General features: G+C 70.2%; 24 protein-coding genes. 12 read left to right on the plus strand and 12 right to left on the minus strand.

The genetic code is table 11. From position 1 onward, the window contains the following. Positions 1-4 precede the first annotated feature (4 nt). The gene (locus tag FS770_RS05480; protein ID WP_144942319.1) at positions 5-1,387 is read right to left on the minus strand and encodes a 3-oxoacyl-ACP reductase; all 1,383 of its coding nucleotides are present in this window, start codon (positions 1,385-1,387) and stop codon (positions 5-7) included. Positions 1,388-1,436: 49 nt separating this feature from the next. Next, positions 1,437-2,801, minus strand: a complete 1,365-nt coding sequence (locus tag FS770_RS05485) for an acetyl-CoA C-acetyltransferase (RefSeq protein WP_144942320.1) — start codon at positions 2,799-2,801, stop codon at positions 1,437-1,439. A gap of 70 nt (positions 2,802-2,871) precedes the next feature. Here FS770_RS05485 and FS770_RS05490 point away from each other — a divergent pair, with 70 nt between their 5' ends. Both FS770_RS05490 and FS770_RS05495 read left to right on the plus strand, forming a co-directional pair. Beyond that, complete coding sequence (locus tag FS770_RS05490) at positions 2,872-3,552, plus strand: TetR/AcrR family transcriptional regulator (protein WP_244944767.1); 681 nt, start codon at positions 2,872-2,874, stop codon at positions 3,550-3,552. 90 nt (positions 3,553-3,642) lie between these two features. Then, positions 3,643-5,757 carry an acyl-CoA dehydrogenase family protein gene (locus FS770_RS05495; protein ID WP_145010532.1) on the plus strand — a complete coding sequence of 705 codons (2,115 nt, stop codon included), beginning with the start codon at positions 3,643-3,645 and terminating at the stop codon, positions 5,755-5,757. A 75-nt stretch (positions 5,758-5,832) separates the two neighbouring features. Here the strand turns inward: FS770_RS05495 and FS770_RS05500 are convergent, their stop codons facing one another. The 4 genes from FS770_RS05500 to FS770_RS05515 form a co-directional block, all read right to left on the minus strand. Then, positions 5,833-6,750 carry a PP2C family protein-serine/threonine phosphatase gene (locus FS770_RS05500; protein WP_144942323.1) on the minus strand — a complete coding sequence of 306 codons (918 nt, stop codon included), beginning with the start codon at positions 6,748-6,750 and terminating at the stop codon, positions 5,833-5,835. Further along, positions 6,747-7,901: an adenylate/guanylate cyclase domain-containing protein gene (locus FS770_RS05505; RefSeq protein WP_144942324.1), complete on the minus strand. Its 1,155-nt coding sequence runs from the start codon at positions 7,899-7,901 to the stop codon at positions 6,747-6,749. The genes FS770_RS05500 and FS770_RS05505 overlap by 4 nt, the downstream gene beginning before the upstream one ends. 65 nt (positions 7,902-7,966) lie before the next feature. After that, on the minus strand, positions 7,967-8,509 hold the full coding sequence (locus tag FS770_RS05510) for a hypothetical protein (RefSeq protein WP_144942325.1): 543 nt from the start codon (positions 8,507-8,509) through the stop codon (positions 7,967-7,969). Next, on the minus strand, positions 8,506-9,540 hold the full coding sequence (locus FS770_RS05515; protein WP_144942326.1) for a biotin--[acetyl-CoA-carboxylase] ligase: 1,035 nt from the start codon (positions 9,538-9,540) through the stop codon (positions 8,506-8,508). The genes FS770_RS05510 and FS770_RS05515 overlap by 4 nt, the downstream gene beginning before the upstream one ends. Before the next feature lie 244 nt (positions 9,541-9,784). Between FS770_RS05515 and FS770_RS05520 the strand changes: the two genes are divergently transcribed. The 3 genes from FS770_RS05520 to FS770_RS05530 all read left to right on the plus strand — a co-directional run bounded on the left by FS770_RS05520 (position 9,785) and on the right by FS770_RS05530 (position 12,184). Beyond that, positions 9,785-10,078, plus strand: a complete 294-nt coding sequence (locus FS770_RS05520; RefSeq protein ID WP_055084542.1) for a YciI family protein — start codon at positions 9,785-9,787, stop codon at positions 10,076-10,078. A 229-nt stretch (positions 10,079-10,307) separates the two neighbouring features. Further along, on the plus strand, positions 10,308-11,891 hold the full coding sequence (locus FS770_RS05525) for an acyl-CoA carboxylase subunit beta (RefSeq protein WP_055084544.1): 1,584 nt from the start codon (positions 10,308-10,310) through the stop codon (positions 11,889-11,891). Further along, the gene (locus tag FS770_RS05530; RefSeq protein ID WP_144942327.1) at positions 11,888-12,184 is read left to right on the plus strand and encodes an acyl-CoA carboxylase subunit epsilon; all 297 of its coding nucleotides are present in this window, start codon (positions 11,888-11,890) and stop codon (positions 12,182-12,184) included. Before FS770_RS05525 ends, FS770_RS05530 begins: the two co-directional genes overlap by 4 nt. 13 nt (positions 12,185-12,197) lie before the next feature. Here the strand turns inward: FS770_RS05530 and FS770_RS13695 are convergent, their stop codons facing one another. Further along, entirely contained in the window at positions 12,198-12,338 is a 141-nt protein-coding gene (locus tag FS770_RS13695) for a hypothetical protein (RefSeq protein WP_153245901.1), read from the minus strand. A gap of 356 nt (positions 12,339-12,694) precedes the next feature. On the opposite strand from FS770_RS13695, the gene FS770_RS05535 reads away from it, so the two are divergent. Then, a complete protein-coding gene (locus FS770_RS05535) occupies positions 12,695-13,825 on the plus strand; it encodes a MauE/DoxX family redox-associated membrane protein (protein WP_144942328.1) in 1,131 nt (376 codons plus the stop codon). A gap of 15 nt (positions 13,826-13,840) precedes the next feature. Here the strand turns inward: FS770_RS05535 and FS770_RS13700 are convergent, their stop codons facing one another. From FS770_RS13700 to FS770_RS13710, 3 genes are read right to left on the minus strand one after another with little or no spacing between them, the layout of a single operon-like run. Beyond that, a complete protein-coding gene (locus FS770_RS13700) occupies positions 13,841-14,074 on the minus strand; it encodes a hypothetical protein (RefSeq protein ID WP_186366707.1) in 234 nt (77 codons plus the stop codon). 39 nt (positions 14,075-14,113) lie between these two features. Further along, a complete protein-coding gene (locus tag FS770_RS13705; RefSeq protein ID WP_055084550.1) occupies positions 14,114-14,557 on the minus strand; it encodes an MFS transporter in 444 nt (147 codons plus the stop codon). Between the two features lie 50 nt (positions 14,558-14,607). Continuing rightward, positions 14,608-15,000 (minus strand): MFS transporter, encoded by a 393-nt coding sequence (locus FS770_RS13710; RefSeq protein ID WP_186366716.1) that lies wholly within the window; start codon positions 14,998-15,000, stop codon positions 14,608-14,610. Here FS770_RS13710 and FS770_RS05545 point away from each other — a divergent pair. The 4 genes from FS770_RS05545 (at position 14,993) to exaC (ending at position 20,776) form a co-directional block, all read left to right on the plus strand. After that, positions 14,993-15,727, plus strand: coding sequence for an IclR family transcriptional regulator (locus FS770_RS05545; protein ID WP_244944768.1), 735 nt, complete (start codon positions 14,993-14,995; stop codon positions 15,725-15,727). The two genes, FS770_RS13710 and FS770_RS05545, sit on opposite strands and share 8 nt — an antisense overlap. 75 nt (positions 15,728-15,802) lie before the next feature. Beyond that, positions 15,803-17,539 carry a DUF885 domain-containing protein gene (locus FS770_RS05550; RefSeq protein ID WP_144942329.1) on the plus strand — a complete coding sequence of 579 codons (1,737 nt, stop codon included), beginning with the start codon at positions 15,803-15,805 and terminating at the stop codon, positions 17,537-17,539. 115 nt (positions 17,540-17,654) lie between these two features. Beyond that, on the plus strand, positions 17,655-19,091 hold the full coding sequence (locus tag FS770_RS05555) for a dicarboxylate/amino acid:cation symporter (RefSeq protein WP_144942330.1): 1,437 nt from the start codon (positions 17,655-17,657) through the stop codon (positions 19,089-19,091). Positions 19,092-19,252: 161 nt separating this feature from the next. Further along, complete coding sequence (exaC, locus tag FS770_RS05560; protein ID WP_144942331.1) at positions 19,253-20,776, plus strand: acetaldehyde dehydrogenase ExaC; 1,524 nt, start codon at positions 19,253-19,255, stop codon at positions 20,774-20,776. Between the two features lie 88 nt (positions 20,777-20,864). Here the strand turns inward: exaC and FS770_RS13715 are convergent, their stop codons facing one another. Further along, positions 20,865-21,035 carry a hypothetical protein gene (locus FS770_RS13715; RefSeq protein ID WP_153245902.1) on the minus strand — a complete coding sequence of 57 codons (171 nt, stop codon included), beginning with the start codon at positions 21,033-21,035 and terminating at the stop codon, positions 20,865-20,867. Positions 21,036-21,067: 32 nt separating this feature from the next. Here FS770_RS13715 and FS770_RS05565 point away from each other — a divergent pair, with 32 nt between their 5' ends. Next, positions 21,068-21,568: a DUF779 domain-containing protein gene (locus FS770_RS05565; protein WP_144942332.1), complete on the plus strand. Its 501-nt coding sequence runs from the start codon at positions 21,068-21,070 to the stop codon at positions 21,566-21,568. 464 nt (positions 21,569-22,032) lie between these two features. Beyond that, complete coding sequence (locus FS770_RS13720) at positions 22,033-22,197, plus strand: hypothetical protein (protein ID WP_186366708.1); 165 nt, start codon at positions 22,033-22,035, stop codon at positions 22,195-22,197. A gap of 92 nt (positions 22,198-22,289) precedes the next feature. On the opposite strand, the gene FS770_RS05570 is transcribed toward FS770_RS13720, so the two are convergent. Beyond that, the gene (locus FS770_RS05570; RefSeq protein ID WP_144942333.1) at positions 22,290-23,939 is read right to left on the minus strand and encodes a sugar transferase; all 1,650 of its coding nucleotides are present in this window, start codon (positions 23,937-23,939) and stop codon (positions 22,290-22,292) included. Between the last annotated feature and the right edge of the window lie 1,141 nt (positions 23,940-25,080).

Consider the following 25,080-nt stretch of genomic DNA (forward strand, 5'->3'; position numbering starts at 1 on the left):
GCGATCACGCCCCCACCAGGCTCTGGCCGCACACGCGCAGCGTCTGGCCGTTGATGCCGCCGGCGGCGTCCGAGAGCAGGAACGTGATGGCCTGTGCAACGTCCACGGGCAGCCCGCCCTGCTGCAGCGAGTTCAGGCGGCGAGAGATCTGGCGGCGGGCCGCGGGGATCTTGGCCGTCATGTCCGACTCGATGAACCCGGGCGCCACCGCGTTGATGGTGCCGCCCTTGGCCGCGATCAGCGGGGCCGTGGCCGCGACGAGACCGATCACGCCCGCCTTGGAGGCGGCATAGTTGGTCTGGCCGCGATTGCCCGCAACGCCGCTCGTAGACGCGAGGCACACGATTCGCGGGGCCGGTCCGAGGTCCTTCGAGGCGAGCAGCGTCTCGTTGATCCGCAGCTGCGACTCGATGTTCACCGCGAGCACGGAGTCCCACTTGGCGGCGTCCATGTTGGCGAGCATCTTGTCCCGCGTGATCCCGGCGTTGTGGACCACGAGATCCAGACGACCGTAGCGCGCGGTGACGAGGTCCAGGATCTTCTGCCCGGCCTCGGGATCGGTCACGTCCAGCTGCAGGGCGGGAACGCGCAGCTCGTTGGCGAGCGTGCTGAGCGCGTCACCGGCCATGGGGACGTCCACAGGGATCACCGTGGCGCCGGAGGCTGCCAGCGTGCGGGTGACCTGCTCGCCGATGCCGCGGGCGGCACCGGTGACCACGGCGATCTTGCCGGCGACCGGGTGATCCCAGTCCACTCCGGCGTCGCCGCGGTCGTCGCTGACGGTCAGGAACTGGCCGTCCACGTACGCGCTGCGCCCGGAGAGGAAGAAGCGGATGGCCCCGGTCACGCTGGCCACGTCCGGGGAGACCCCGTCAGCGATCAGCACGCCGTTGGCGGTCACGCCGCCGCGCATCTCCTGGGCCACGGAGCGCAGGATGCCGACGACGCCCTGGCGGGCCGCGGAGACGGCGGGGCTCAGGGGCTCCGCGTTCGCCGCAGTGCCCGACGCCGCGCCGGTCCCGATCCCGAGCGCCGGACGGGACAGCGTGATCACGCGGCCGCCACGACGCAGCTTGCGCAGCGCGGAGGCCAGCTCCAGCGCGGGCCCACCCAGCTGGGAGGGGGTCTCCGCCTCGGTGTAGTCGATGACCACGGCCCCCACGCGGTCCACGTCCTGCGCGGTGCGCCGGACGTCGAGGTCCCACGCGAGCAGGTCCTTCGCGGCGGCGTCGGCGGCCCGGCCCTTGCCGAGCACCAGCACGGAGCCCTCGGGGAAGTCCGCACCGGCCTTGAAGCGGCGCAGGGTCACCGGGCGCGGCAGCCCGAGCTTGCCCGCGACCTGCTTCCCCAGCCCCGAGTTGACCATGTCCAGGTATGTGTCAGTCACTGTTCGTCTCTCCCAGATCTCGTGTTGTCTCGCGGTTGCCGTGCGGTGCTCAGGCCGAGCGCAGCAGCATGGCCACGCCCTGGCCGCCGGCGGCGCACACCGAGATCAGTGCGGTCTGCGGCTTGCCCTCCGCCTTGGCGCGCGCCGCGAGCTCCTTGGCTGTGGAGGCCACGATGCGACCACCGGTGGCGGCGAACGGGTGGCCGGTGGCCAGCGACGAGCCGTTGACGTTGAGCTTGCTGCGGTCGATCGAGCCCAGCGGCTTGTCCAGGCCCAGGCGCTCCTTGCAGAACTCGGGGGACTCCCACGCCTTCATGATGGACAGCACGGTGGAGGCGAATGCCTCGTGGATCTCCACGAGGTCCAGGTCCTGCAGCGTGAGGCCCTGGCGGGCGAGCAGCCGCGGCACGGCGTAGGCCGGAGCCATCAGCAGGCCTTCGTTGCCGGTCACGAAGTCCACCGCGGCGGCCTCGCTGTCCACGACCTCCGCGAGCGGGGTCAGGCCGTGGTCCGAGGCCCACTCGTCCGTGGTGATGAGCACTGCGGAGGCACCGTCCGTGAGCGGAGTGGAGTTACCGGCGGTCATGGTTGCCTCCCCCGCAAGCTTCTTGCCGAAGACGGGGTTCAGGGCGCCGAGCTTCTCCACGGTGGAGCCCGGACGCATGTTGTTGTCCTTGGACAGGCCCTTGAACGGGGTGACGAGGTCGTCGAAGAACCCGCGGTCGTACGCTGCGGCGAGGTTGTTGTGGGACGCGGCGGCCAGCTCGTCCTGCGCGAGGCGGGTGATCTCCCACTTCAGTGCGGTGATCGCCTGGTGCTCACCCATGCTCAGACCCGTGCGGGGCTCTCCCGAGGTGGGGACCGAGGGGGCCAGGTCACCGGGGCGCAGGCCCTTGAACGCCTTGATCTTCTCGGCGGTGGTCTTGGCGCGCTGCAGGCGCAGCAGCGCGTGGCGCAGCCGCTCGCTCACGGCGATGGGCGCGTCCGAGGAGGAGTCGACACCACCGGCGATGCCGGCCTCGATCTGACCCAGGCGGATCTTGTTGGAGATCGAGCTGACGGTCTCCATGCCCGTGGCGCACGCCATCTGAACATCGTAGGCCGGGGTGGCCGCGTCCAGGGCGGAGCCCAGCACGGACTCGCGGGTCAGGTTGAAGTCCCGCGAGTGCTTGATGACGGCGCCGGCGGCCACGGCACCCAGGCGCTCACCGGCGATCCCGGTGCGTGCCACGAGGCCGTCGAGCGCGGCGGTCAGCATGTCCTGGTTGGACGCGTTCGCGTACGCACCGCCGGCCCGGGAGAAGGGAATGCGGTTGCCAGCGACCACCACGGGGCGGGGACCGGCGGCGTTCGAGGCGTGCTTGCCCGCGGCGTGCGTGGACGTGGAGTTCGGCTTCTGTGTGTTCTCGGACATGGGGGTTGCTCCTGAGGGTTTGTGCGATGTGGATCACTTGAAGCCCACAGTAGCTGATACTCTCGGTATCGTGAAACAGGTCACGAACCCCGTCGATGGCAGAAACAGCCGCTGGCAGCGACACCGCGCCAGGCGGCGCATAGAGCTGATCACGGCCGCGCGCGACGCCGTGGCCGCGCACGGCGCCGCCATCTCCATGGAGGAGATCGCCACCGCGTGCGGCACCTCGAAGTCCGTGTTCTACCGGTACTTCAAGGACAAGGCCGGCGTGCAGGCGGCCGTGGGCGAGTACTTCGTGACACGGATGCGCCGCCGCATGGTGGCCGCGGCGAGCGAGGCGGACACCTTCGCCGCCATGATCCACGCGCTGGTCTCGGAGTACCTTCGCTCCGTTGCGGGCTCGGCCGAGGTCTACCGCTTCGTCGTGACCGCCCCGGATGAGCAAGATTCCACCATCGAGCGTTTCGTCGACTCAGTGCGGGACCTGCTCGTGGAGCAGCACCTGCGGCTCCACGGCGACGAGGCCATGAACACCGCGGTGCTGCGGTGCTGGGCCGCCTCGACCGTGGGCATGGTTCGCGGCGCCGGGGAGGCGTGGCTCGCGCAGGGCGACGCCCCGGGACTTCCGGACCGTCACGACATGAGCAGCACCATCACCGCATGGGCCGTGGAGGGTCTGCGCCCCCTGGGCAGCGGCGGCCCGCCGGGAAGGCCCGACGTCGCATCGCCCCTCTCGTCGACCCACCCCTAGTTCTGCATCCCCTCACCCTTTTCCTCTTCCCGCAACCATGACCCTCACCCCGGACGGACCAACCGTCCACGAGAAAATTCAGGAGTCACCATGTCCACCACTTCGGTCAGCGGAACCATTCCGGACACCGATCGCATCGAGGACCTGCCCGAGGAGGGTGCCACCGCGCCGTCGGGCATCGACACCGCCGAGCTCGGCGCCATCCTGCTCGGGCGCTGGCCCGAGGCCCGCCTGGCTGCCCGCAAGCGCGCCGAGGATCCCCGCTTCCAGTCCAAGTACGACCAGACGGTCGCGGACCAGCGCGCCACCACGCTGGAGCAGCTCAAGCTGCTCACCGAGGCCGGGCCGCAGTACCTGGGCATGCCCGAGAGCGTGGGCGGCGCCATGAGCCCCGGGGCGAACCTCTCCGCGTTCGAGGAGCTCGTGCTGGCGGACCCCTCTCTGCAGATCAAGTCCGGCGTGCAGTGGGGTCTGTTCGGCTCCGCGGTGCTGAACCTGGGCACCGAGGAGCACCACAAGAAGTGGCTGCCTGCCATCCTGGACCTCAGCATGCCCGGCGCGTTCGCCATGACGGAGATCGGCCACGGCTCGGACGTCGCCTCGATCGGCACCACCGCCACGTACATCCCCGAGACGGACGAGTTCGAGATCCACACCCCCTTCAAGGCGGCGTGGAAGGACTACCTGGGCAATGCCGCCCTGCACGGCCGAGCCGCCACCGTGTTCGCGCAGCTGATCGTGGACGGCATGAACCACGGCGTGCACTGCCTCTACGTGCCGCTGCGCGACGAGAACGGCGAGTTCCTGCCCGGTGTGGGCGGCGAGGACGACGGCCGCAAAGGCGGGCTCAACGGCATCGACAATGGCCGCCTTCACTTCGACCACGTGCGCGTGCCCCGCACCAACCTGCTCAACAAGTACGGGGACGTGGACGAGAACGGCGTCTACTCCTCCCCCATCCCGTCCCCGGGCCGCCGCTTCTTCACGATGATCGGCACCCTGGTGCAGGGCCGCGTGTCCCTGGACGGCGCGGCGACGATCGCCAACCAGGCCGCACTGAGCATCGCCGTGCGCTACGCGGAGCAGCGCCGCCAGTTCACCTCGGACTCGGACATCCGCGAGCAGACACTGCTGGACTACCAGCGCCACCAGCGCCGGCTGATTCCCCGCATCGCGGAGACGTACGCGATGGCGTTCGCCCACCAGCAGCTGCTGGACAAGTTCCACGAGGTCTTCTCCGGGCAGGACGAGTCCGACGGCAACCGCCAGGAGCTCGAGACCCTCGCGGCGGCGTTCAAGCCCATGTCCACCTGGAGCGCCCTGGACACCCTGCAGGAGTGCCGCGAGGCGTGCGGCGGCGCAGGCTTCATGGCCAAGAACCGCTTCGTGGAGCTGCGTGCGGACCTGGACGTGTATGTGACCTTCGAAGGCGACAACACCATCCTGCTGCAGCTCGTGGCCAAGCGCCTGCTCAACGACTACTCGGCCGAGTTCAAGAACGCGGACGTGGGAGTCATGGCCCGCTACGTGGCGGACCGTGCGACCGAGGCGGGGTTCAACCGCTCGGGGCTGCGCAAGCTCACCCAGGCGTTCTCGGACACCGGGGACTCCCGCAAGTCCGTCAACGCCCTGCGCGATCCCGCCGCCCAGCGCGCGCTGCTCACGGACCGCGTGCAGACGATGGTCGGGGACGTCGCGGAGGAGCTTCGCGCCGTGGCCCGCAAGTCCCGCACCGAGCAGGCCGAGGCTTTCAACCGCAACCAGAACCGGCTGCTGGAGGCAGCGCGTTCCCACGCGCAGCTGCTGCAGTGGGAGGCGTTCACCTCCGGTCTGGAGAAGATCGAGGACCCGGACACCAAGCGCGTGCTCACGTGGCTGCGGGACCTCTTCGGCCTGCACCTGATCGAGCAGGACCTCGCCTGGTACCTCTCCTACGGCCGCCTGTCCATGCGCCGCGGCCGTGCACTGGAGTCCTACATCAACCGCCTGATCGCGCGGCTGCGGCCGTACTCGCTGGAGCTCGTGGACGCCTTTGGGCTCTCCCCCGAGCTGCTGCGCGCGGAGATCGGTGGCACGGTGGAGGCCGAGCGTCAGCAGGAGGCGGAGGACTACTACCGCCGGCTGCGTGCCAGCGGTGACGCCCCCGTCAAGGAGCCCAAGCCCGCCAAGGACCCGGGAGCCCAGACGCGCGGCCACCACGCCTGACCGGCGCGCTTGACGCACGCGGCCCCGGGGCATCGTCGGACGACGACGCCGCGGGGCCGCTTCAGCGCGCGGGTCTCAGCGGACGCGCGGGATGGTGCTGGTGTGGGCCGCTGGATCCTCGGCGTCGAGGGCGTCCGCGACCACCAGCGTCACGTTGTCCCGGCCGCCGGTGCGCAGGGCCGCCTGGACGAGCACGTCCGCCGCCTCCTTGGGGTGGCGCACCGAGTGCAGGACGCGCGCGATGTGCGCCGGGGAGAGCTCGCCGGTGAGACCGTCCGAGCACATCAGCAGCCGCTGGCCCGGCACCGCGGGCACCACGACCACGTCCGGTTCCCAGATCTGTCCCGTGCCCAGTGCCCGGGTGATCACGTTGCGGCGCGGGTGCACGAGCGCCTGCGCGGGAGTCAGCTGCCCGATCGAGACCAGGTACTGCACCTCCGAGTGGTCCACAGTCAGCTGGGTGACCCCCACCGGGCCGGAGGCCTCCGTGACCTCCTCGCCCACGAGCGGACCCGTGAGCTGGTAGGTGCGGGAGTCCCCCACGTTGAAGATGATCCACAGCCACGCGCCCTCGATCTCCACGAGCCACGCACCGGTGACCGTGGTCCCGGCCCGGGTGCCGCACTGCGCCTGGATGGCCTGGTCCGCCTCCCACAGCACCGAACGCACGCGGTGCACGGCGTCCAGCGCCCCGTTGGGGACGTCCGGGTCCAGCTTGAGCTGGCGGTCGATGGTCGCGCGGAAGCGGGCGACGTCGGAACCCGGCTCGGGCTCCGTGATCCGGTAGTCGCGGAAGTCGTCCAGGGAGAACAGGTCCGAGGCGCCGAGGGTCGCGACGCACAGTGCACTGGCCACCTCGCCGGCCTCGTGGCCGCCCATGCCGTCCGCGACGGCGCACATCGTGTCGGTCACGATCAGGGCGTCCTCGTTCGTCTCGCGGCGCAGGCCACGGTCCGTGACTCCGCCCGACCGGATCGTGAGTGCTTCGCTCATTCGACCTCTTCCTCGAGGAGGGGCCCACGGCCCTGGCTGATCGACACCGGGCGCACGTCCCCGAAACCGCGCACGTTACGAGTGGGTTGGGGGGTGAGGACGAAGCGCTCGTCCCCCTCCAGGACCTTGGCGGTGGAGGCGTCCACCATCACGCCGCCCGGTTCGGTGAGGGCCACCAGCCGGGAGGCCAGGTTCACCGTGGGCCCGTAGAGGTCACCGAGGCGCGGCAGTACGCGCCCCCACACGAAGGCCACGCGCGCCTGCGGGAGCAGGGGGTCTTCACGAATGATCCGCGCGAGCGCCAGGGAGATCTGCGCGCCACCATCCGGGGTCTCCGCGAGGAACATGACCTCGTCCCCGATGGTCTTGATCACGCGCCCGCCTCCGATCGAGATGACCTCCGCGCAGCGCTTCTCGAAGCGCTGGACGAGGTTCGCGAGCGTGCGCTCGTTCATCTGCCGGGACAGGGAGGTGTAGGAGACGAGGTCCGCGAAGCCGACACCGCGGGCCAGGGGCAGCGCGCCGCCGCCGGGATCGACGTCGTTGAGGCTCACGGTGGAGCCGTCTGCGCGCTCGCCCCTCATGGCCAGCCGCTGCACGGCCGCCGAGAGCTGACGGCGCCACGCGTAGCCAAGCAGTTGCTCGAGGGGCTCCAGCAGCTCGGGCAGCAGCCGCAGCAGCTCGCGGCGGGCAGCGGCGTCCGTCATGTCCCGGTGGGCGACCATGTCCTCCACGAGTGCCTCGATCTGCCACACGACCATGCGGTCCGTCAGCTGGGCCACGGAGCGGGCCAGGGACAGGGCCGCCTCCTCGCTGAGCTTTTCCTCCTGGACGAGGTTGGAAACCACGCGCAGGGCGCGGACGTCCTCGCCCGTGAAGTAGACGTCGTCGTCGCTGAGGTTGGGGAAGCCCAGGGCGCGCCAGATCTTCTGGGCCGACGCCGTGGACAGACCGGCTTCGCGCGCGGCTTCACGACGGCGCAGGTTGCGCTGGGAGCCCAGCAGCAGGGAATCGAGGTGGCGCACGGCCGCCTGGGACTCATCCGAGCCGTACAGGTTGGACTGCACAGGGTTGTTCAGGTTCAGGTTCAGCTGCTCTGTCTGGGGACCCGTCGCGTACCGTTGCGGGTCGTCAGAGGGGGCATCGGCCACCCGGTCCTCCTTGCTGGCTGTTGTACTACCGGCGGTACCGGCACGACGGTGTTGTCTGCACCACTCTAGGCCCACGAGTTGGACGCGCCCGCCGCGGACTCGCGCACCAGCTGCGCGAACCGGGCCGGCTGGGGGCAGCCCGAGAGCTTGAGACCTCCCAGGTGGCCGAAGTCCGCGAGCACCGTGCCCCGGTCCAGGCTCTCCCGTGCCTCGCCCGGCGTCGCGGCTCCGCGGGTCACCCGCACGGAGCGCAGGGCCTCCAGGGGCAGGGCGACCTCACCGTTGCGCACGGGCGGGCCAACGAGTGCGAGCCGCCGGGTGGTCAGCACGAAGCGCGTTCGCAGCCACCGCCAGACCGGCGCCACCACGAAGTGCCACGCGGCCAGCAGCGCGGCGAGCGCGAGCACCCATCCCACGACGGTGTGCACGGTGGTCCAGGGGGTGTCCGTGGGCCGCCAGGTCAGGTCCAGGACGCGGCTCAGCGCGGAGTAGCACAGCACGATCAACCACGCGGCGAGCGCAGGGCCTAGGAGTTTCAGGGGGTGCGCGCGGGTGTACACCACCGTCTCCTCCCCGGGCGCCAGGGCCAGCGCGCCGGCACGGCTCACGCGCGGGCCGCCTGCCCGACCGCGGGACGTACGTGGACGACGTCGCCGGCGGAGAACTCTCGCAGGGCGCCGTCCTGTCCCCGCACCACCAGCTGACCGGCGGCGCCGAGGCCCACGGCGGTTCCCACGGCGGGCTGGTCCGTGCCCGGCAGCTGCACCGCGACGCGGCGGCCGATGGTGTCCAGCCGCGCCTCGATCTCCGTCCGCACGCTTCCGTGGGGGCCGAGCTCGCGGGCGGGGTCCTCGCCCACGCGCGACACGAGGTCCGCGAGGCGCTCCAGCACGGCGGTGAGAACGGCGGGCCGGTTGGGGACGGCGGCGTCGCCGCTGGAGGTGTCGGCGGCGGTTTCCAGGCGCAGGGACGTGGCGGTGGGCACCGGCAGCTCGGTCTGCGCGACATTTATGCCCGCGCCCACAACCACCGTGGGGGCGCTGCTTGCTCCTGCACCGCCGGTTGCCGCGGCTGGGACCATGGTGGCCAGGATGCCGCAGAGCTTGCGGTCGTGGACCAGGACGTCGTTGGGCCACTTGATGGTGGCAGGTGCGCCGGTGAGGTCCCGCACCGCACCGGTGACGGCGTGCGCCATGAGCAGGGTGAGCCACGGGACGAGTTCAGGACTCCAGGCGCGTCCGGCGTGGTCCACCGGCACGCACGCCACGGAGAAGGTCACCGCGGTGCCGGGCGGTGTCACCCACTGGCGGTTCAGCCTGCCCCTCCCGCCGGCCTGGAACCCGGCCACCACCGCACGGGGCGCGGACCCTGCGGGCGCGGCGTCTCCGGGCGCTGGCGCGCAGGGCGCGGAATCTCGGGGCGCTGCCCGTCGGGGCGAGGACTCTGCGAGGGTGGCCCCGTGGGACGCTCCCCCACCAGTCTGGTCCCAGGCCGCCGCCGCGATCCGCTCCGCGAGCCACGCGTTCGTGGAGGCCACCGTGTCCAGCACCTCGACCTCGCCCCACCCGGCACCCCGCAGAGCGCGCGCCGCGTCCTCGGCACGGTAGTCCGCGGCGGGCTGGTCGGTGGTGGCGTCCATGGGTCCTCTATTTCTGCTCTTCTGCTGCGGTCCTGGGCACGGGGGCATGCCCGCACCCGTGACATTTTAGGTGGGGTCCCCGACCTCCACAGCGGCCACCACCTGCGAGTTCGCCCGGCACCGCGGGCGAACCGAACCGGTCCCGGCCCGAGCCCCGGTTCGGCTCCCTGTTCGCGTCCCCGGTCCGCGCACGAGGGACCCACCTATGCTAGGGCGCACCACGAGAGTCCACGAGAGGAACCCCATGAGCATCTTTGCCCTCACCTACATCTACGGCGGCCCACAGGAGGTCCTCGCCGAGCACCGCCCCGCGCACCGCGCCTACCTCCGTGAGCTGAACGAGCAGGGACGCAATCTCGCCTCGGGGCCGTTGGGGGACGACGCGGCCCTGATCATCTTCTCAGCGGATTCCCAGCGGGAGGTCGAGGAGATCGTGGCGAAGGACCCCCTGGTGGTGCACGGCGCCGTCACCGAGCACGAGATCCAGCCGTGGAACGTGACCATCGGCTCCGTGGGCGGGGCGCCGCAGGGCTCCTGAGACGCGCAGGGGTGGAGTGGTGCGCGCGGAGGCCGGCGCTGCGGCGTCGTCGTCCGGAGGAATCCACCGGAGGCCCGGACGGGAACAGCGTGCCCACGGGCAAGAAAAGCCGCACAGATTGTGGGACCTCTACAAACATGCCCGGGAGTGCTGCAACTACACTGGAACCCGATCCTGGGCACCCGCGCGGCTGCCCGCCCCGTCATCCGTCTCGACAACGCGAGGTCCCATGAGCCACGACCTGTCCACCACCGCAGGCAAGATCGCCGATTTCCGGCAGCGCCGCGAGGAGGCCGCCGTGCCTGCAGGACAGAGCGCGGTGGAGAAGCAGCACTCGCGCGGGAAGAACACCGCGCGCGAGCGCATCGAGATGCTGCTGGACCCCGAGTCCTTCGTGGAGTTCGACGCGCTGGCCGTGCACCACAGCACGATGTTCGGCATGGAGAAGAAGAAGCTGCTCGGGGACGGTGTGGTCAGCGGCTACGGCACCGTGGACGGGCGCCTCGTGGCGGTCTACTCGCAGGACTTCGGCGTGTTCGGCGGCTCCCTCTCCCAGGTCAACGGAGAGAAGATCGTCAAGGTCCAGAAGTTCGCGCTGCGCAACGGCTGCCCCGTGATCGGGATCAACGACGGCGGCGGCGCACGCATCCAGGAGGGTGTGGCCTCCCTGGCGATGTTCGCGGACATCTTCCGCATGAACGTGCGATCCTCCGGCGTGGTCCCGCAGATCTCGCTCATCATGGGCCCGTGCGCCGGCGGTGCCGCCTACTCCCCCGCCCTGACCGATTTCGTGGTGATGGTGGACAAGACCTCCCACATGTTCATCACCGGCCCGGACGTCATCAAGACCGTCACGGGCGAGACCGTGGACATGGAGACCCTGGGCGGCGCCCGCTCGCACAACGAGCGCACGGGCACGGCGGCGTACCTGGCCTCGGACGAGCAGGACGCCTTCGACTTCGTGCACGAGCTGCTCGAGTTCCTGCCCGGCAACAACCTGCAGGACAGCCCCGTGCTGGAGCACGACCAGGTGGAGGAGACCACGGACGAGGACCTCGCCCTGGACGAGCTCATCCCGGACTCCGCGAACCAGCCCTACGACATGCGCACCGTGATCGAGACGGTCGTGGACGACGGCCACTTCATGCAGGTCCAGGAGCTCTACGCGCCCAACGTGATGGTCGGCTACGCCCGGGTGGAAGGCCACACCGTGGGGATCGTGGCGAACCAGCCCATGCAGTTCGCCGGCACCCTGGACATCGCCGCCTCCGAGAAGGCTGCCCGTTTCGTGCGCCACTGCGACGCGTTCAACATTCCCATCCTCACGTTCGTGGACGTCCCCGGGTTCCTCCCCGGCACGGACCAGGAGTTCAACGGCATCATCCGACGCGGCGCCAAGCTGCTGTACGCCTACGCGGAGGCCACGGTGCCGCTGGTCACCGTGATCACCCGCAAGGCCTACGGCGGTGCGTACATCGTGATGGGCTCCAAGAAGCTCGGTGCGGACATCAACCTCGCATGGCCCACCGCGCAGATCGGCGTGATGGGCTCGCAGGGGGCGGTGGAGATCCTCTACCGCCGGGATCTCAAGGCCGCGAAGGAGAACGGCGAGGACGACGACGCTCTGCGCTCGGAGCTGGCCCAGAAGTTCGAGGAGGACCTCCTCAACCCCTACCAGGCCGCTGAGCTCGGCTACGTGGACGCCGTCATCTGCCCGTCGGAGACCCGCGAGCAGATCATCAAGGCGCTGCGCGGCCTCGCGGACAAGCGTGCGTCCCAGCCAGCCAAGAAGCACGGGAACATCCCGCTGTGAGCGTCCCCAACGCGCCGGCGCTCCCGGGCGTCGATCCCCGCACCGCGGCCGTGGCCTCACTGCCCGAGGCCACGAGCCAGCAGGAGCCGCTGTTCACTGTCACCCGCGGCAACCCCACGCCAGAGGAGCTCGCAGTGCTCGTGGCACTGTTCAGCGCCCAGCCGGCCGCGGAGGAGAAGAGCGGCGGGGCCACGCCCCGCAAAACCCCCAAGGCGCAGTCCCGCCGGCTGCGGCTGGGTCTGCGGCTGCGCCCCGGCCGGGGTGCGTGGCGGAGGGCACAGCCGGAGCGGTGACCGTGGAAGCCGTTCACGCGTGGGCAGGAACAACCACGGCGACCGGGTTCTGGCCCGCAGGAAGCTGGTACGCACTCGACTTGTCCACAGAGATGGTGGAGGAGTCGTTGCCGTTGTTGTCTCCACAACGGGCAACCTCCATCGCGCTCAGCACGCTGTCCAGGATCTCGGGGAACTGGGACTGGATGCCCGGATGCCGAGCGAGACCACCAGCATCTGGTAGTTGACCGTTCCTGACCCCTGTTCGAGGCTACGCTCGTAGCCGCCACAGACGCCCGCGAGGCGGCGTCGGCGGGCGCCGCTACCGCCAGGGCTATCGTTGGCACCGCCCACACCGCGTCCTTGGCGAGGGTCCGGCGCCCGAACCCCCGACGGATCGGACGCGTCGAGGGGCACCTTCTCGGGGACTCCGTTTCTGCTGCGCGCCACGCTGCATGACATGTCATGGAACACACAGCGTTGGTGGCGGTGCCGGACCCGCCCGGGACACCTGCCTGGGACAATGGGCGCGTGACCGCCCTCCCCCTCTCCCTCCTCGTCTCCCTCGCCGCAGTCCTGCTCGTGAGCGGGACAGCCAAACTCGTGTCCCCCGGTGCGAGCCTGCAGCTCGTGGCGGGACTTCCCCTCCCCCGGTTCCTGCGTGGCCGATGGCTCCGTGAAGTGCTGCCGTGGGTGGAGATCTTCGTGGCCCTCGCACTGGTGCTCACCGCTGGCGCTCTACTGTGGCTCGCGAGCGCCGCGGCTCTGACACTGTTTGTCCTGTTCACTGCGGCGGTGGTGCCCGAGTCCCGCCGGCCCGATCCCGCCCCGTGCGGCTGCTTCGGCGCGCTGTCCCGGGCGCCGGTCTCCGCACGCACGGTCGTGCGCAACACGGCCTTCACGATGGTCGCCGCACTCGCCCTGCTCGCCGTGACGGTGACCGAGCCCCGCGGCCCGGTGGTCCCGCTGCCGTGGGGGACCCGACTCGCCCTGCTCGTCCCGGTCCTGCTGCTCCTGCTCTGCCTCTGGGCCGAGCGCGACGGCCGCGACCGCTCCGCGCCCGACGTCTCACAGCTGCCTCCGCTGCCGCCTCGACGCGGGTACGACGACGCCGAAACAACCTCCCTGCGTACGGCGCCGCTCACGGCGACGGGCCACGGTGCGGGGCCGGAGGAGGCCGCGGCGGCGGGCAACGGCGTCGTCGGCACGGACAGCACGGACAGCACGGACAACGAAGCAGATCTCGAAGCGGACTACGAGCGCGCCCCAATCCCCCACACAGTGCTGCGAAACCGCGAAAGTGGCTCCGTGACCCTGCGCGCACTGGCGGCCATCGAGGCGCGTGCCCTGTTCTTCGTGAACCCCACGTGCGGCGAATGCGTGCCCGTGATCGAGCGACTGGCAACCCTCGGCGACCATCTGGGCCCTGTGGCCCTGCACACGGTGGTCTCCCGCGAGGAGAGCCTCGACCTGCTCCCCGCCCCACTGCGGGCGGCGGGGCTCGTGGACGCGGATTCCTCCGCCGCCGTCGTCTTCGAGCAGACCGCAACCATATGGGCCGTGGTGCTCGGCGCGGACGGCCTGCTCGCGGGCGGGCCCGTGGTGGGTGGAGGCGTTGTCCTGGAGCTGCTGCAGGAGCTGCAGGACCGGTTCACCGCTTGAGTCAGCGGACGCGGACTACCGGGTGAGCGCCTCCCCGGCCTGCGGGTGGTGGACGCCGCGGCCCAGCCGGTCCAGGGGCGTGCGGTAGGTCTCCCGCGCCCACAGCGCGCCCACGATCGCGATGGTCGAAGAGCCCGCCACGATCCATGCCGCAGGGACCCAGTTGGCGGGATCCCCGCCCACCAGAGCCGTGCCAGGGGAGGGCGTGAAGCCCGCACACAGAATGCCGATCTGCAGGCCGATCGCCATGCCCGAATACCGCACGCGCACGCTAAAAAGCTCTGGAAATTAGCCGGGGTACACGGAGTTGGACAGCACGTAGTTGCCCGCCGTGATCAGCGTGCTTGCCAGGAACACCACGGGGATGTTGCCTGGAGAGAGCACGGTGAAGGACCCGAAGATCAGCACGGCGGAGCCGGTGACACCCGCAAGGAACACGGGTTTGCGATCGAACCTGTCGGAAAACCTGGCGAACAGCGGCTGCGTGGCGATCGCGCACACGTTGCCCACGCTGCTGACCCACAGCATGGCCGCGGTGGGGATCCCCACGACCTGCGTGGCGCATGCCAGGCCGAACGCCTGCATGAAAGTGTTGGTGACTGTCTGGAAGGACATCAGGGCGACCTGCGCGAACGGCGCGAAGTGGGTCCGGAACATCACGAGGCCGTCGGAGATGCCGCTCCTCGCGAAGCTCGGGAAGAACGCACGGTGCCCCACCGGGGACTCCTCCATGGCCAACGACGACGCTCCGGCTGTCTCACCCCCGGCGGAGAGACCCGGAATCACGCGCAGCCGCACGAAGAGCGCGGGCGCCCAGTGGCCAGGCTGTGGAAGTCCGGGAGCATGCCGATCAGGAAGATGGCCGCGCCCATCAGCACGAGCGTGATGACCAGATGTTCTTGCGCCCGATCTTCTCGCCCAGGTGTCCGAAGACGAATGCGCCCGGGGGACGGAAAAGGTCGCCCACGCCGAAGATCGCGAAGGACTGGGATCAGCGCGATCGTGGCATCGCAGGCCAGGAAGAAGATTTGGCTGAAGACCACGGAGGCAGCCGTCGCGCAGCCGAAGAAGTCGTGGTACTCGAGCACCCCGCCCAGGAACGCGGCGACGTCGGGCGGACCCACAACCACCAGGGGCAGGGGCGGAACCGGCCACCAGGCCGGCACCGTGGTCAAGGCCCTCGACGCCCTCGCCCTGCTCGGAGAGCACCCGGACGGCGTTACTGCGGCCCAGATGGCGCGCAAGACGTCCCACCCCTTCAGCACGTGCTACCGGCTGCTGAACACGCTCGTGTCCACCGGCTTCGCCCGATACGACGCGCAGGACAAGCGCTACCACCTGGGACTGCGCGTGTTCCAGCTGGCGCACACCGTGGCGGCCCCCCAGGGTTTCGAGAGCTCCGCCGTCCCCGTGCTGCAGCGGCTCACCGAACGCACCCGGGAAAGCTCCGTGCTCCATGTGCCGGACGGCGACAGGGCCCTCACCGTGCGCACGGAGGACGGTCCGCAGTTCCGCGCCACCACGGATCCGGGTGACCGCGCGGCACTGCACAGCACGGCATCAGGCAAGATCCTGCTCGCCCTCTCCGAGCCCGCCGCTCGCGAGCAGCTGCTGCGGGACATCGAGTTCGAACCGCGCACGGCGCACTCGCTCACGGACCGGGACGAGCTCGCCCGCCAGGTCGTCACCGCCCGCGAGGGAGTCTGGACGTCCCAGAGCGAGGAGAACGACCTCGGCATGGTGGCGATCACGGCCCCCGTCCTGGCCCCGTCCGGGCGGCTGCTGGGTGCCGTGGCACTTGCGGCTCCCCTGTTCCGCAGCACGGCGACCCAGCTCGAGGAGCACGTTCCCCCACTTATCGACGCCACGCGTGAGCTCGGACCGGTCCTGCCGGCACGGTGATCCGCCGCTGGCCGGTGGTGCCGACCAGCGCGGCGATGCTTGTCCGTGTCGGCAGTGTGACTAGGGTGACATTCCGTGACTCACTCCGACACCGCACCCCATTCCCACGAATCCCTCGCACCCCTGGGTTCCACGCAGCGCACGGCCACGGCCGCCGACCGGCTCGCCGAGGCCTACTTCCACGAGACCCTCGCCCTGGATCCGAGCGGCGCCACCTTCCTGGGCCTCCCGGGGCACGAGACCGAGTACCCTGACTTCGGTCCCGCCGGCCGTGCGGCCCGTGCCGAGCTCGTCCGCTCCACCCTCGCACGCCTGGACGACGTGACCCCCGAGGACGACGTGGACCGGGTGACCCTGCACGCCATGCGCAACGAGCTCGAGCTGGAACGGGACCGCCACGCGGCCAACCTGGATGTCGCCGTGGTCAATAACATCGAGTCCCCCGTGCAGGGCATCCGCCAGATCCTGGACGCAATGCCACGCGAGACCGAGCAGGACTGGCGCCACCTCGCGGGGCGCATGGCCAACATCCCCGCCGCGCTGGAGCAGTACCGCGAGGGCCTGCGCGAGGCCGTCTCACTGAACCGGCCACCGGCCGCGCCGCAGATCGTGGAGGCCGCCACGCAGGCGGAGCAGTACGCCTCCGACGAGGGCTCCTTCGCCACGCTCGCCTACGATCCCTCCGCACCTGAGCACGTGCGGGAGGACCTCGCCCGTGCCGCCGACGCCGCCCGCGCGGCCTACCGGGAGATCGCCCGGTCCCTGCGCGAAGAGTTCGCCCCTGGCGCCCGGGAGAGCAGCGCGTGCGGACTCGAGGACTACCGACTGCACCTCGCCTCCTTCCTCGGCGCCCGCCGGGACCCCCGTGAGGTCTACGACTGGGCCGTGCAGAAGTTGCTGGAGCTGGACGCCGAGCAGCGCGCCGTCGCGGACCAGATCTTGTCCGGGGCCACCGTGCAGCAGGCCATGGCCGCGCTGAACGAGGACCCCGCGCGCCAGCTGCACTCCCCCGAGGAGCTTCAGGCGTGGATGCAGCAGCTCTCGGACACCGCCCTGGCGGAAATGTCCGGAACGCACTTCGAGATCACCGAACCCATGCGCACGCTGGAGTGCCGCATTGCCCCCACACACGACGGCATCATCTACTACACCCCGCCGAGTGCCGACTTCTCCCGCCCCGGACGCATGTGGTGGTCCGTGCCGGAGGGCGTGTCCCAGCACAACACGTGGGAGGAGACCACCACCGTCTACCACGAGGGCATTCCGGGCCACCATCTGCAGTGCGCCACCGCCCTGGCCAACGCGGGCGAGCTCAACGAGTGGCGCCGCATGGGCATCTGGGTGTCCGGTCACGGCGAGGGCTGGGCCCTGTACGCAGAGCGTCTCATGGACGAGCTCGGCTTCCTCGACGACCCCGGGGACCGCATGGGCATGCTCGACTCGCAGCGGCTGCGCACCGTGCGGGTGATCTTCGACGTGGGATTCCACTGCGGCTTCGAGATCCCCTCGGACCTCGGGGACCTGCTCGGCGGGGCGCGCGCGGGTGAGACCTGGACCCCCGGGGACGGCTGGAAGTTCCTGCGCCACAACGTCGCCATGGCCGAGGGCACGCTGCGCTTCGAGTGGCTGCGCTACATGGGCTGGCCCGGGCAGGCCCCCTCCTACAGGATCGGGCTGCAGATGTGGCTGGACGCCCGCGAGGCGGCCATGTCGCGGGAGGGCGAGGACTTCGACCTCAAGCGCTTCCACAGCCGCGCTCTGCGGATGGGCTCCGTGGGCTTGGACACACTCACCTACGCCCTCGCCCTGTGAGGCCCCGTGTTCCCGGGGATTCCCCCGGGAACACGGGGTTTATTCCCGGGTCTCTGCGTAATATTTCGTCACGGGCCGCGTGCAGTTTATGATTCGTCACCCTATTGTTTCCGGTATGAATTCCGCAGAAAGTACCCGCCGTCTCCCGCGCTGGATGACGTCCTTCGGGTGGCAGATCCTCATCGCCCTCGTGCTGGGTGTCCTCCTCGGGTCCGTGGCAGCAGCCATGGGCGGGGACGCCGAGGAGAGCCCCAACTGGCTGATGACCACCCTGGACACCATCGGTTCCAGCTACGTCACGATCCTCAAGGCCGCCGTGGTGCCGCTGGTCGTGACCGCCGTCATCTCATCGATCGCCAACCTGCGTGACGTCTCCAACGCGGCCCGCCTCGCGTGGAAGACCCTCATGTGGTTCGCCATCACGTCCCTGATCGCCGTGGTGATCGGCATGGTGCTCGGCGTCCTCGCCCAGCCCGGCGTGGGCACGGGCCAGGCGCAGCCCGGTGCCTACTCCGGCACCGAGGGCTCCTGGCTCGCGTTCCTCAAGGGCCTGATCCCCGTGAACGTCCTGGGCCTGGAGACCACCTCCAAGGTCCTGGACCCGGAGACCGTGAAGACCTCCGTGAACTTCAACATCCTGCAGATCCTGGTGGTCTCCCTGGTGGTCGGCATCGCCGCGCTGAAGACCGGCAAGGCCGCCGCCCCGTTCCTCACCTTCATGCAGTCCGGCCTCGCGATCATGCAGAAGGTCGTGTGGTGGATCATCCGCCTCGCTCCCCTCGGCACGCTCGGCCTGATCGGCACCGCCGTGTTCGAGTACGGCTGGACCTCCATGGGCTCGCTCGTGAAGTTCGTGCTGACCATCTACGTGGGCCTGCTGCTCGTGGCGTTCGTCGTCTACCCGGTGCTCGTGAAGCTCAACGGCCTGTCCGTGAAGCAGTTCTTCACCGGTGTGTGGCCGGCCATGCAGATGGGCTTCGTCTCCCGCTCCTCGCTGGGCACCATGCCCGTGACCCAGCACGTCAGCGAGCGCAACCTGGGCGTGCCCACGCACTACGCGTCCTTCGCCATCCCGCTGGGCGCCACCACCAAGATGGACGGTTGCGCGGCCGTCTACCCCGCGGTCGCGGCCATCTTCGTGGCGCAGTTCTACGGAGTTGACCTCACGCCCATGCACTTCGTGCTGATCGCCCTGGTCTCCGTGCTCGGCTCCGCCGCCACGGCCGGGACCACCGGCGCCACCGTGATGCTGACCCTGACGCTGTCCACCCTGGGCCTGCCCCTGGACGGCGTGGGCCTGCTGCTCGCCGTGGACCCGATCATCGACATGGGCCGCACCGCCCTCAACGTGACCGGCCAGGCGCTCGTGGCGGCCATCGTCTCCAAGCGCGAGGGCATCCTCGACATGGACCTCTACAACGCCCCGCGCCACGGCGACTTCGGCAACGACGACGACGCCGCGTCGTCGGATCCCGAGCTCGCCACCGCCTCGGCGTCCGGAGCCTCGGCCTACGCCCCCGCGGGCCCGTCCGACGGCCAGCGCACCGAGTAGGTTCCCCAACCCGCGACTGTCGGTACGGCGACGGTGCGGAAGGGCGGTCCGGAGTCTCCTGGGCCGCCCTTCCGCGTCCCACAAAGGGGGGCGTGTACGCGGGCACCGATGACCGTTAGGATGTGGTGCACATCACTTCCGCAGACAGGACGGTCGGTTTCATGAGCGTGTACACACAGCCCGGCAAGGACGGCTCGGTCGTCACCTTCAAGCCCCGCTACGAGCACTTCATCGGAGGCCAGTGGGTGGCGCCGGTCAAGGGTCAGTACTTCGAGGACGTCACCCCGGTCACGGGCCAGGCGTTCACAGAGGTCGGGCGCGGAACCGCGGAGGACATCGAGGCCGCGCTGGACGCGGCCTGGGCCGCCGCACCGTCGTGGAACGCCTCCACGCCCACGCAGCGCGCGCTCATGCTCAACAAGATCGCGGACCGCATGGAGGAGAACCTCGAGCTGATCGCCGTCGCCGAGACCTGGGACAACGGCAAGCCGGTCCGCGAGACCCTCAACGCGGACATCCCCCTGGCCATCGACCACTTCCGGTACTTCGCCGGTGCGATCCGCGCGCAGGAGGGCCATCTCTCGCAGCTGGACGAGGACACCGTGGCGTACCACTTCCATGAGCCCCTCGGTGTCGTCGGCCAGATCATCCCCTGGAACTTCCCCATCCTCATGGCCGTGTGGAAGCTCGCCCCGGCGCTGGCCGCCGGCAACTGCGTGGTGCTCAAGCCCGCCGAGCAGACTCCCGCCTCGATCCTCGTGCTGATGGAGCTGATCCAGGACCTCGTCCCGGACGGCGTGGTCAACATCGTCAACGGCTTCGGCGTCGAGTGCGGCAAGCCGCTCGCGTCCAACAAGCGCATCCGCAAGATCGCGTTCACCGGTGAGACCACCACGGGCCGACTCATCATGCAGTACGCGTCCGAGAACATCATCCCGGTCACCCTGGAACTCGGCGGCAAGTCGCCCAACATCTTCTTCGAGGACGTCGCCCAGCAGAAGGACGGCTTCTACGACAAGGCGCTGGAAGGCTTCGCGTTCTTCGCTCTGAACTCCGGCGAGGTCTGCACGTGCCCGTCCCGCGCCCTGATTCAGGAGTCCATCTACGACCAGTTCCTCGCGGACGGCATCGACCGCGTGTCCAAGATCGTGGCGGGCAACCCCCTGGACACCGACACCATGATCGGCGCGCAGGCCTCCACCGACCAGCTGGAGAAGATCCTGTCCTACCTCGACATCGGCAAGAAGGAGGGGGCGAAGGTGCTCATCGGCGGCGAGCGCGCGGAGCTCGAGGGCGACCTCGCCGGCGGCTACTACGTGCAGCCCACCGTGTTCGAGGGCACCAACAACATGCGCATCTTCCAGGAGGAGATCTTCGGGCCGGTGCTCTCGGTGGCGAAGTTCGGCTCGTACGACGACGCCATCTCGATCGCCAACGACACCCTCTACGGTCTGGGCGCCGGTGTGTGGGCTCGTAGCGGCAACACCGCCTACCGCGCAGGCAGGGCCATCCAGTCCGGCCGCGTGTGGGTGAACCAGTACCACAGCTACCCGGCGCACTCGGCATTCGGCGGGTACAAGTCATCCGGCATCGGCCGCGAGAACCACCTGATGATGCTGGACCACTACCAGCAGACGAAGAACATGCTCGTGAGCTACACCGAGTCGCCGCAGGGCTTCTTCTAAACCCCACTGAGACAGCGGTTAGACCCGGGGCGGTGTCCACACAGTGCCCGCCCCGGGTCGTCGTCCCGGCGTCCCTGGACGGTCCGGGTCAGGGCGAGAAGGTCAGCAACGCCAGCATGAGGCCCGAGGCGACGAGGAGATTGCCGACCAGCGCCACGTAGCGGCGAGCCCGTCCGCCGCAGGCGGAACAATTGCCAGCCATCTCTTCCCCCGGCCGCACCTCCACGACCATGCTGGGGGCACACGCGATGCGCCCCATGGGGCGTCCCCGACCACGAACAGAGGCCGCACATGAGCATCGGAGCACAGACCACCGCGTCGGTTCCCGCCGGACCCGAAAACGGGCCCCATGGCGAGCAGGAGTCCGCGGTCGAGTTCCCGCCCGGGATCGACGTGGCCCTCACCGCCACCGCCACCGTGGCCGGGGAGACGGAGTCGCGGGTGGGGTTCACCCCGGCCGCCGTGGAGCTGATGCGACAGCTGTGGGAGAGCCACGGGGCGCTCATGTTCCACCAGTCCGGTGGGTGTTGCGACGGGTCCGCTCCCATGTGCTTCCCGGCGGGCGAGTTCCGCACCGGGGATTCGGACGTCCTGCTCGGCGTTGCCGATCTCACGGCACAGGACGGATCCGCGCTGGGCCCGGTGGAGTTCTGGATCTCCGCCGAGCAGTTCGAGGCGTGGCGCCGCACCCGTCTGGTGATTGACGCGGTCCCGGGCCGGGGCTCCGGATTTTCCCTGGAGACCCCCACGGGCAAGCGCTTCCTCACGCGCAGCGAACTGTGCTCCGTCTAGGACACACATGGCGGTGACCTGGGACCATCCGGCGTTCGGAGATCCCTTTCTCGGCACGCGTGGAGCTGGCACACGCCGAGGTTCAGTTCCTTGCGCGTAACACGCACGCGGACGCCCTGCGGGTCAAGGGCTACGCCACGGACCCCCGACTGCTCCACCCATGCGGGCACAGCACAGACGTTGACGTTCTCGTGGGTCCCCGGCTCGTGGCGCGGCTGACGGTCCTCCGTACGGGCCAGAGGAACCACGATGCGCTGCACGGCCCCTGGAACCTCGGCCCCCGACGTGAGCAACTGTGTGAGCAGCAGGCGAGAGGCCACGGCCAGCAGGTCCAGAAGGGATGTCGCCCCCGGCCACGAGAAGCATCACAACGATGCGGGTTTTCATGGGCCGGGGTGCCTGGGTCGATGCGGGGCGGAGATCCCGGAGGGCTCCCCCACATCCTGCGCCCTGCACTCTCAGCCATGCCCCACCTGCTCTTCGACTGCCACGGCACCGTGGCCCGCTCCCCCGCCGTGCCGGACGAGGGCGTCCGAGACCCCCACCTGCGCGGCATCCACGCCGCACGGGCCACGGTGCAGCGCCTGGAGCGCGACGTCGCCACCATCCTCCCGCTGCTGGCACCGTGAGTAGCCCGAAGACCGCCCCCGTGAAGCCGGGGAAGAAGATGCGCCACGGCGCGGCCCGACGAGGCGGCCGCCTGGTTCGGTGGTCTCACGGCTCAGTACGCCGCGTCACGGGTGAGCACGGCCCTGACGGTCTTCAGCACGATGATGGCGTCCCCCGCAAGGGACCAGTTCTCCACGTAGGCCAGGTCTGGGCACACGCTCTCGTCCGCGGAGAAGGAGGAGCGTTCACTCACCTGCCACGGCCCGGTGATCCCCGGCTTCACAGTCAGCCGGGGCTGGTGGTTCTCCGGCAGTTGCGCCACCCCGCTCGCGAGCTGGGGGCGCGGACCCACCACGGCCATGTCCCCGCGCAGCACGTTGAGCAGCTGGGGCAGCTCGTCCACGGACCAGCTGCGCAGCACACGGCCCACGGGCGTCACGCGCGGGTCGTTGTGCAGCGTGAGGAGAGACCCGTGGCCCTGGTTGTCCGCACGCAGCCCCGTGACCTCGACCTCCGCGCCCACGCGCATGGAGCGGAACTTGTACATCGTGAACGCCGCGCCGTCGATCCCCACGCGCTGCTGCCGGTAGAGCACGGGCCCGCCGTCCTGCAGCTTGACCGCGAGCGCCGCGAGCACGAGCAGAGGGGAGCAGAGCAGCCCCCCGAGCACCGCGACCACCAGGTCGAAGCCGCGTTTGAGCACGTACTTGGCACCCGTGAGCCGAGGGGCGTCCACGGTTGTCAGCGGCAGGCCCGCCACGGGGCGCCAGTGGATGCGGGGACCCACCACGTCGGTCAGGCGGCTGGTCAGCACGAGGCGCACGTCCGAGCCCTCGAGCTGCAAGGAGAGGGAGCGCAGGAACTGGCGGTCGGTGTCGGCGTCGTCGGCCACGATCACGGTGCGCAACCCGGTCTCGTCGAGCACCTCCTGGGTGCCTTCCCACGAGCCCAGGTTGCGCAGCACCGTGCCGTCCATCAGCTGGATCTGATCGGGAGCGTCCGGCTCCGCGCAGAGCACGGCGGCCACCCGGTAGCCCGCCGCGGGGATCCGGGCGATGTGCCCGGCCGTCCACGTGACCGTCGGTGTGGAGCCGATCAGCAGCGCGTGCTCCATCATGGTTCCGGCGGCCCTCCGGCTCACGAGCACCTGCCGCAGCAGCCAGCGCCCCAGGATGAGCAGCCCGAACCCCAGCGGCAGCGCGAGCGCCAGGAAGCCGCGGGCCACATCCAGCTGGAAGACCACGGCGGCCAGGGACAGCCCGCCCAACAGCACGAATGTGGCATTCGCCACCACCCGGTACTCGACGTCGCCGAAGCCCAGGTGGTGGCGCGAGTACGCTCTGCGCACGGCGAGCGCCGCGATCCACGCGAGCCCAATGAACGCGGAGATCGCGGGGCAGCTCAGCCACGGCGCACCCACCACCGTGGCGGTGTTCGCGCGCCCGAAGCGCAGCCCGGTGGCCACGCCCATCGCCGCGCCCACCGCGAGCAGGTCGCACAGCAGCGCCGCGGCCCGGTAGGGCACCCACCACGGGGTGCCGAGCGGACCGTGTACGGGTGCCGGTTCTGCGATGTCGCGCACCAGCCCGGGGCGGTGGGCGGGGGCGACGTCGCCCGCGGGCGGCCCTGCCCCGGCAGGCTCCTGGCGCGCCGTTCCCGGGACCAGCGTGTGCGCGGCACCGGGTGCCAGCTGAGAAGACGCCCCGGATGCCGCCCGGGCAAGCGCCTCGGGAGCCGAACGCGCCTCCGTCTCGGGCGACACTGATGCCTGGGGAGACGCCTGATGCGTTCCACCGCGTACGTGCACCAGCGATCACCTCCTGCCCCGGAATTTCTCGCGTCATCGTAGCAAGATGCATGCGTCTGCGTGGATTCGTCCCCAAGTCAGAGGCGCATGCGGGACTCGTCGCGGACTGACTCGCGCGGGCAGATCCCACCCCCGACCGGCCGCGATCCGGCTGAGCGGCTCCATGGAAAGGCGACCGATGCATCCATGTGCGACGCGTCACAGGCCGTGCGACTGAGCGTCAGGGGCACGGGCATGGACGTGACGCTGGCCGGGGCCCTCGGACCCTTCTGGGCCGAGCGCAGGCACGGGAAAGACCACCGTCGCCGCGACCCTCGGGCGCGCTCTGGAGTACCTGGCCAACGACACGGTGCGCGTGGACCCGAGTGACCTGCGCGCCCCTGTCCGAAGCCGCTGTCGGTCGTCACGCGCAAGGGCGGCTCCCAACGGCAGGTCGCCCCCGGGGACCTCGGCCTGCGGCCGGTCACCAGGCAGGTGCGGCTGGGCTCGTTCGTCCTGGTGGAGCGGCAGACGACGGATGCCGCAGATCCTGCCCCCCGCCGGACTCAGCGAAACCCTGCCCCTGGTGGTCGCGCTGTCGAGCCTCGCGCCCAGCATCTCCGCGCTGCCCTCGGTGCCCGCACCGCTGAGCACCCTCGTGCGGACGGTCGCCGGGTGCGCGGGGTGCGGGCCGCACGCTACCGGTAGGTCGACGACGTTGCCGCCCTCCTCACGGGCCCCGCCACCGCACCGCTGCCGCCCCGCCCGCTCCCCGGCCCCTCGGTCGAGGACGCGCCCTCCCGGACTGAGAATCAGGAGTCCTCCGTGCTTGCAGTCCACAGACACGGAACCCTGATCCGCACCCTGCCGGACCAGCTGCCCCCGCTCCGTCCACGAACTGGCCGCTGCACTGAGGGAGGAGCACGGCGAGGACCCCCGGGCGGAGGAGTTCACACGTCGCAGCATCCGCAGCCTGGTGCAGCTGGGTGTCCTGCGCTCGGACGAGGACCGCGCGGCGCAATCAGGGACGGACCGAACCGATGCGAGCGGGCAACGGATGGCGCTGACCGGAGTGGATGGAACATGCGCGGGCGCAACCGATCCTGCCGCCGTACAG

The organism is Kocuria salsicia (genome assembly GCF_007681555.1).
Classification (GTDB): domain Bacteria; phylum Actinomycetota; class Actinomycetes; order Actinomycetales; family Micrococcaceae; genus Kocuria; species Kocuria salsicia.

Bases quoted from the DNA above. Each gene is read 5' to 3' on its own strand.
- FS770_RS05485 (WP_144942320.1), bottom strand. From the start codon at position 2,801: ATGTCCGAGAACACACAGAAGCCGAACTCCACGTCCACGCACGCCGCG.
- FS770_RS05495 (WP_145010532.1), top strand. From the start codon at position 3,643: ATGTCCACCACTTCGGTCAGCGGAACCATTCCGGACACCGATCGCATC.
- FS770_RS05500 (WP_144942323.1), bottom strand. From the start codon at position 6,750: ATGAGCGAAGCACTCACGATCCGGTCGGGCGGAGTCACGGACCGTGGC.
- FS770_RS05515 (WP_144942326.1), bottom strand. From the start codon at position 9,540: ATGGACGCCACCACCGACCAGCCCGCCGCGGACTACCGTGCCGAGGAC.
- FS770_RS05520 (WP_055084542.1), top strand. From the start codon at position 9,785: ATGAGCATCTTTGCCCTCACCTACATCTACGGCGGCCCACAGGAGGTC.
- FS770_RS05525 (WP_055084544.1), top strand. From the start codon at position 10,308: ATGAGCCACGACCTGTCCACCACCGCAGGCAAGATCGCCGATTTCCGG.
- FS770_RS13700 (WP_186366707.1), bottom strand. From the start codon at position 14,074: ATGGCGATCGGCCTGCAGATCGGCATTCTGTGTGCGGGCTTCACGCCC.
- FS770_RS13705 (WP_055084550.1), bottom strand. From the start codon at position 14,557: ATGGAGGAGTCCCCGGTGGGGCACCGTGCGTTCTTCCCGAGCTTCGCG.
- FS770_RS05555 (WP_144942330.1), top strand. From the start codon at position 17,655: ATGAATTCCGCAGAAAGTACCCGCCGTCTCCCGCGCTGGATGACGTCC.
- exaC (WP_144942331.1), top strand. From the start codon at position 19,253: ATGAGCGTGTACACACAGCCCGGCAAGGACGGCTCGGTCGTCACCTTC.
- FS770_RS13715 (WP_153245902.1), bottom strand. From the start codon at position 21,035: ATGGGGCGCATCGCGTGTGCCCCCAGCATGGTCGTGGAGGTGCGGCCG.
- FS770_RS05565 (WP_144942332.1), top strand. From the start codon at position 21,068: ATGAGCATCGGAGCACAGACCACCGCGTCGGTTCCCGCCGGACCCGAA.
- FS770_RS13720 (WP_186366708.1), top strand. From the start codon at position 22,033: ATGCCCCACCTGCTCTTCGACTGCCACGGCACCGTGGCCCGCTCCCCC.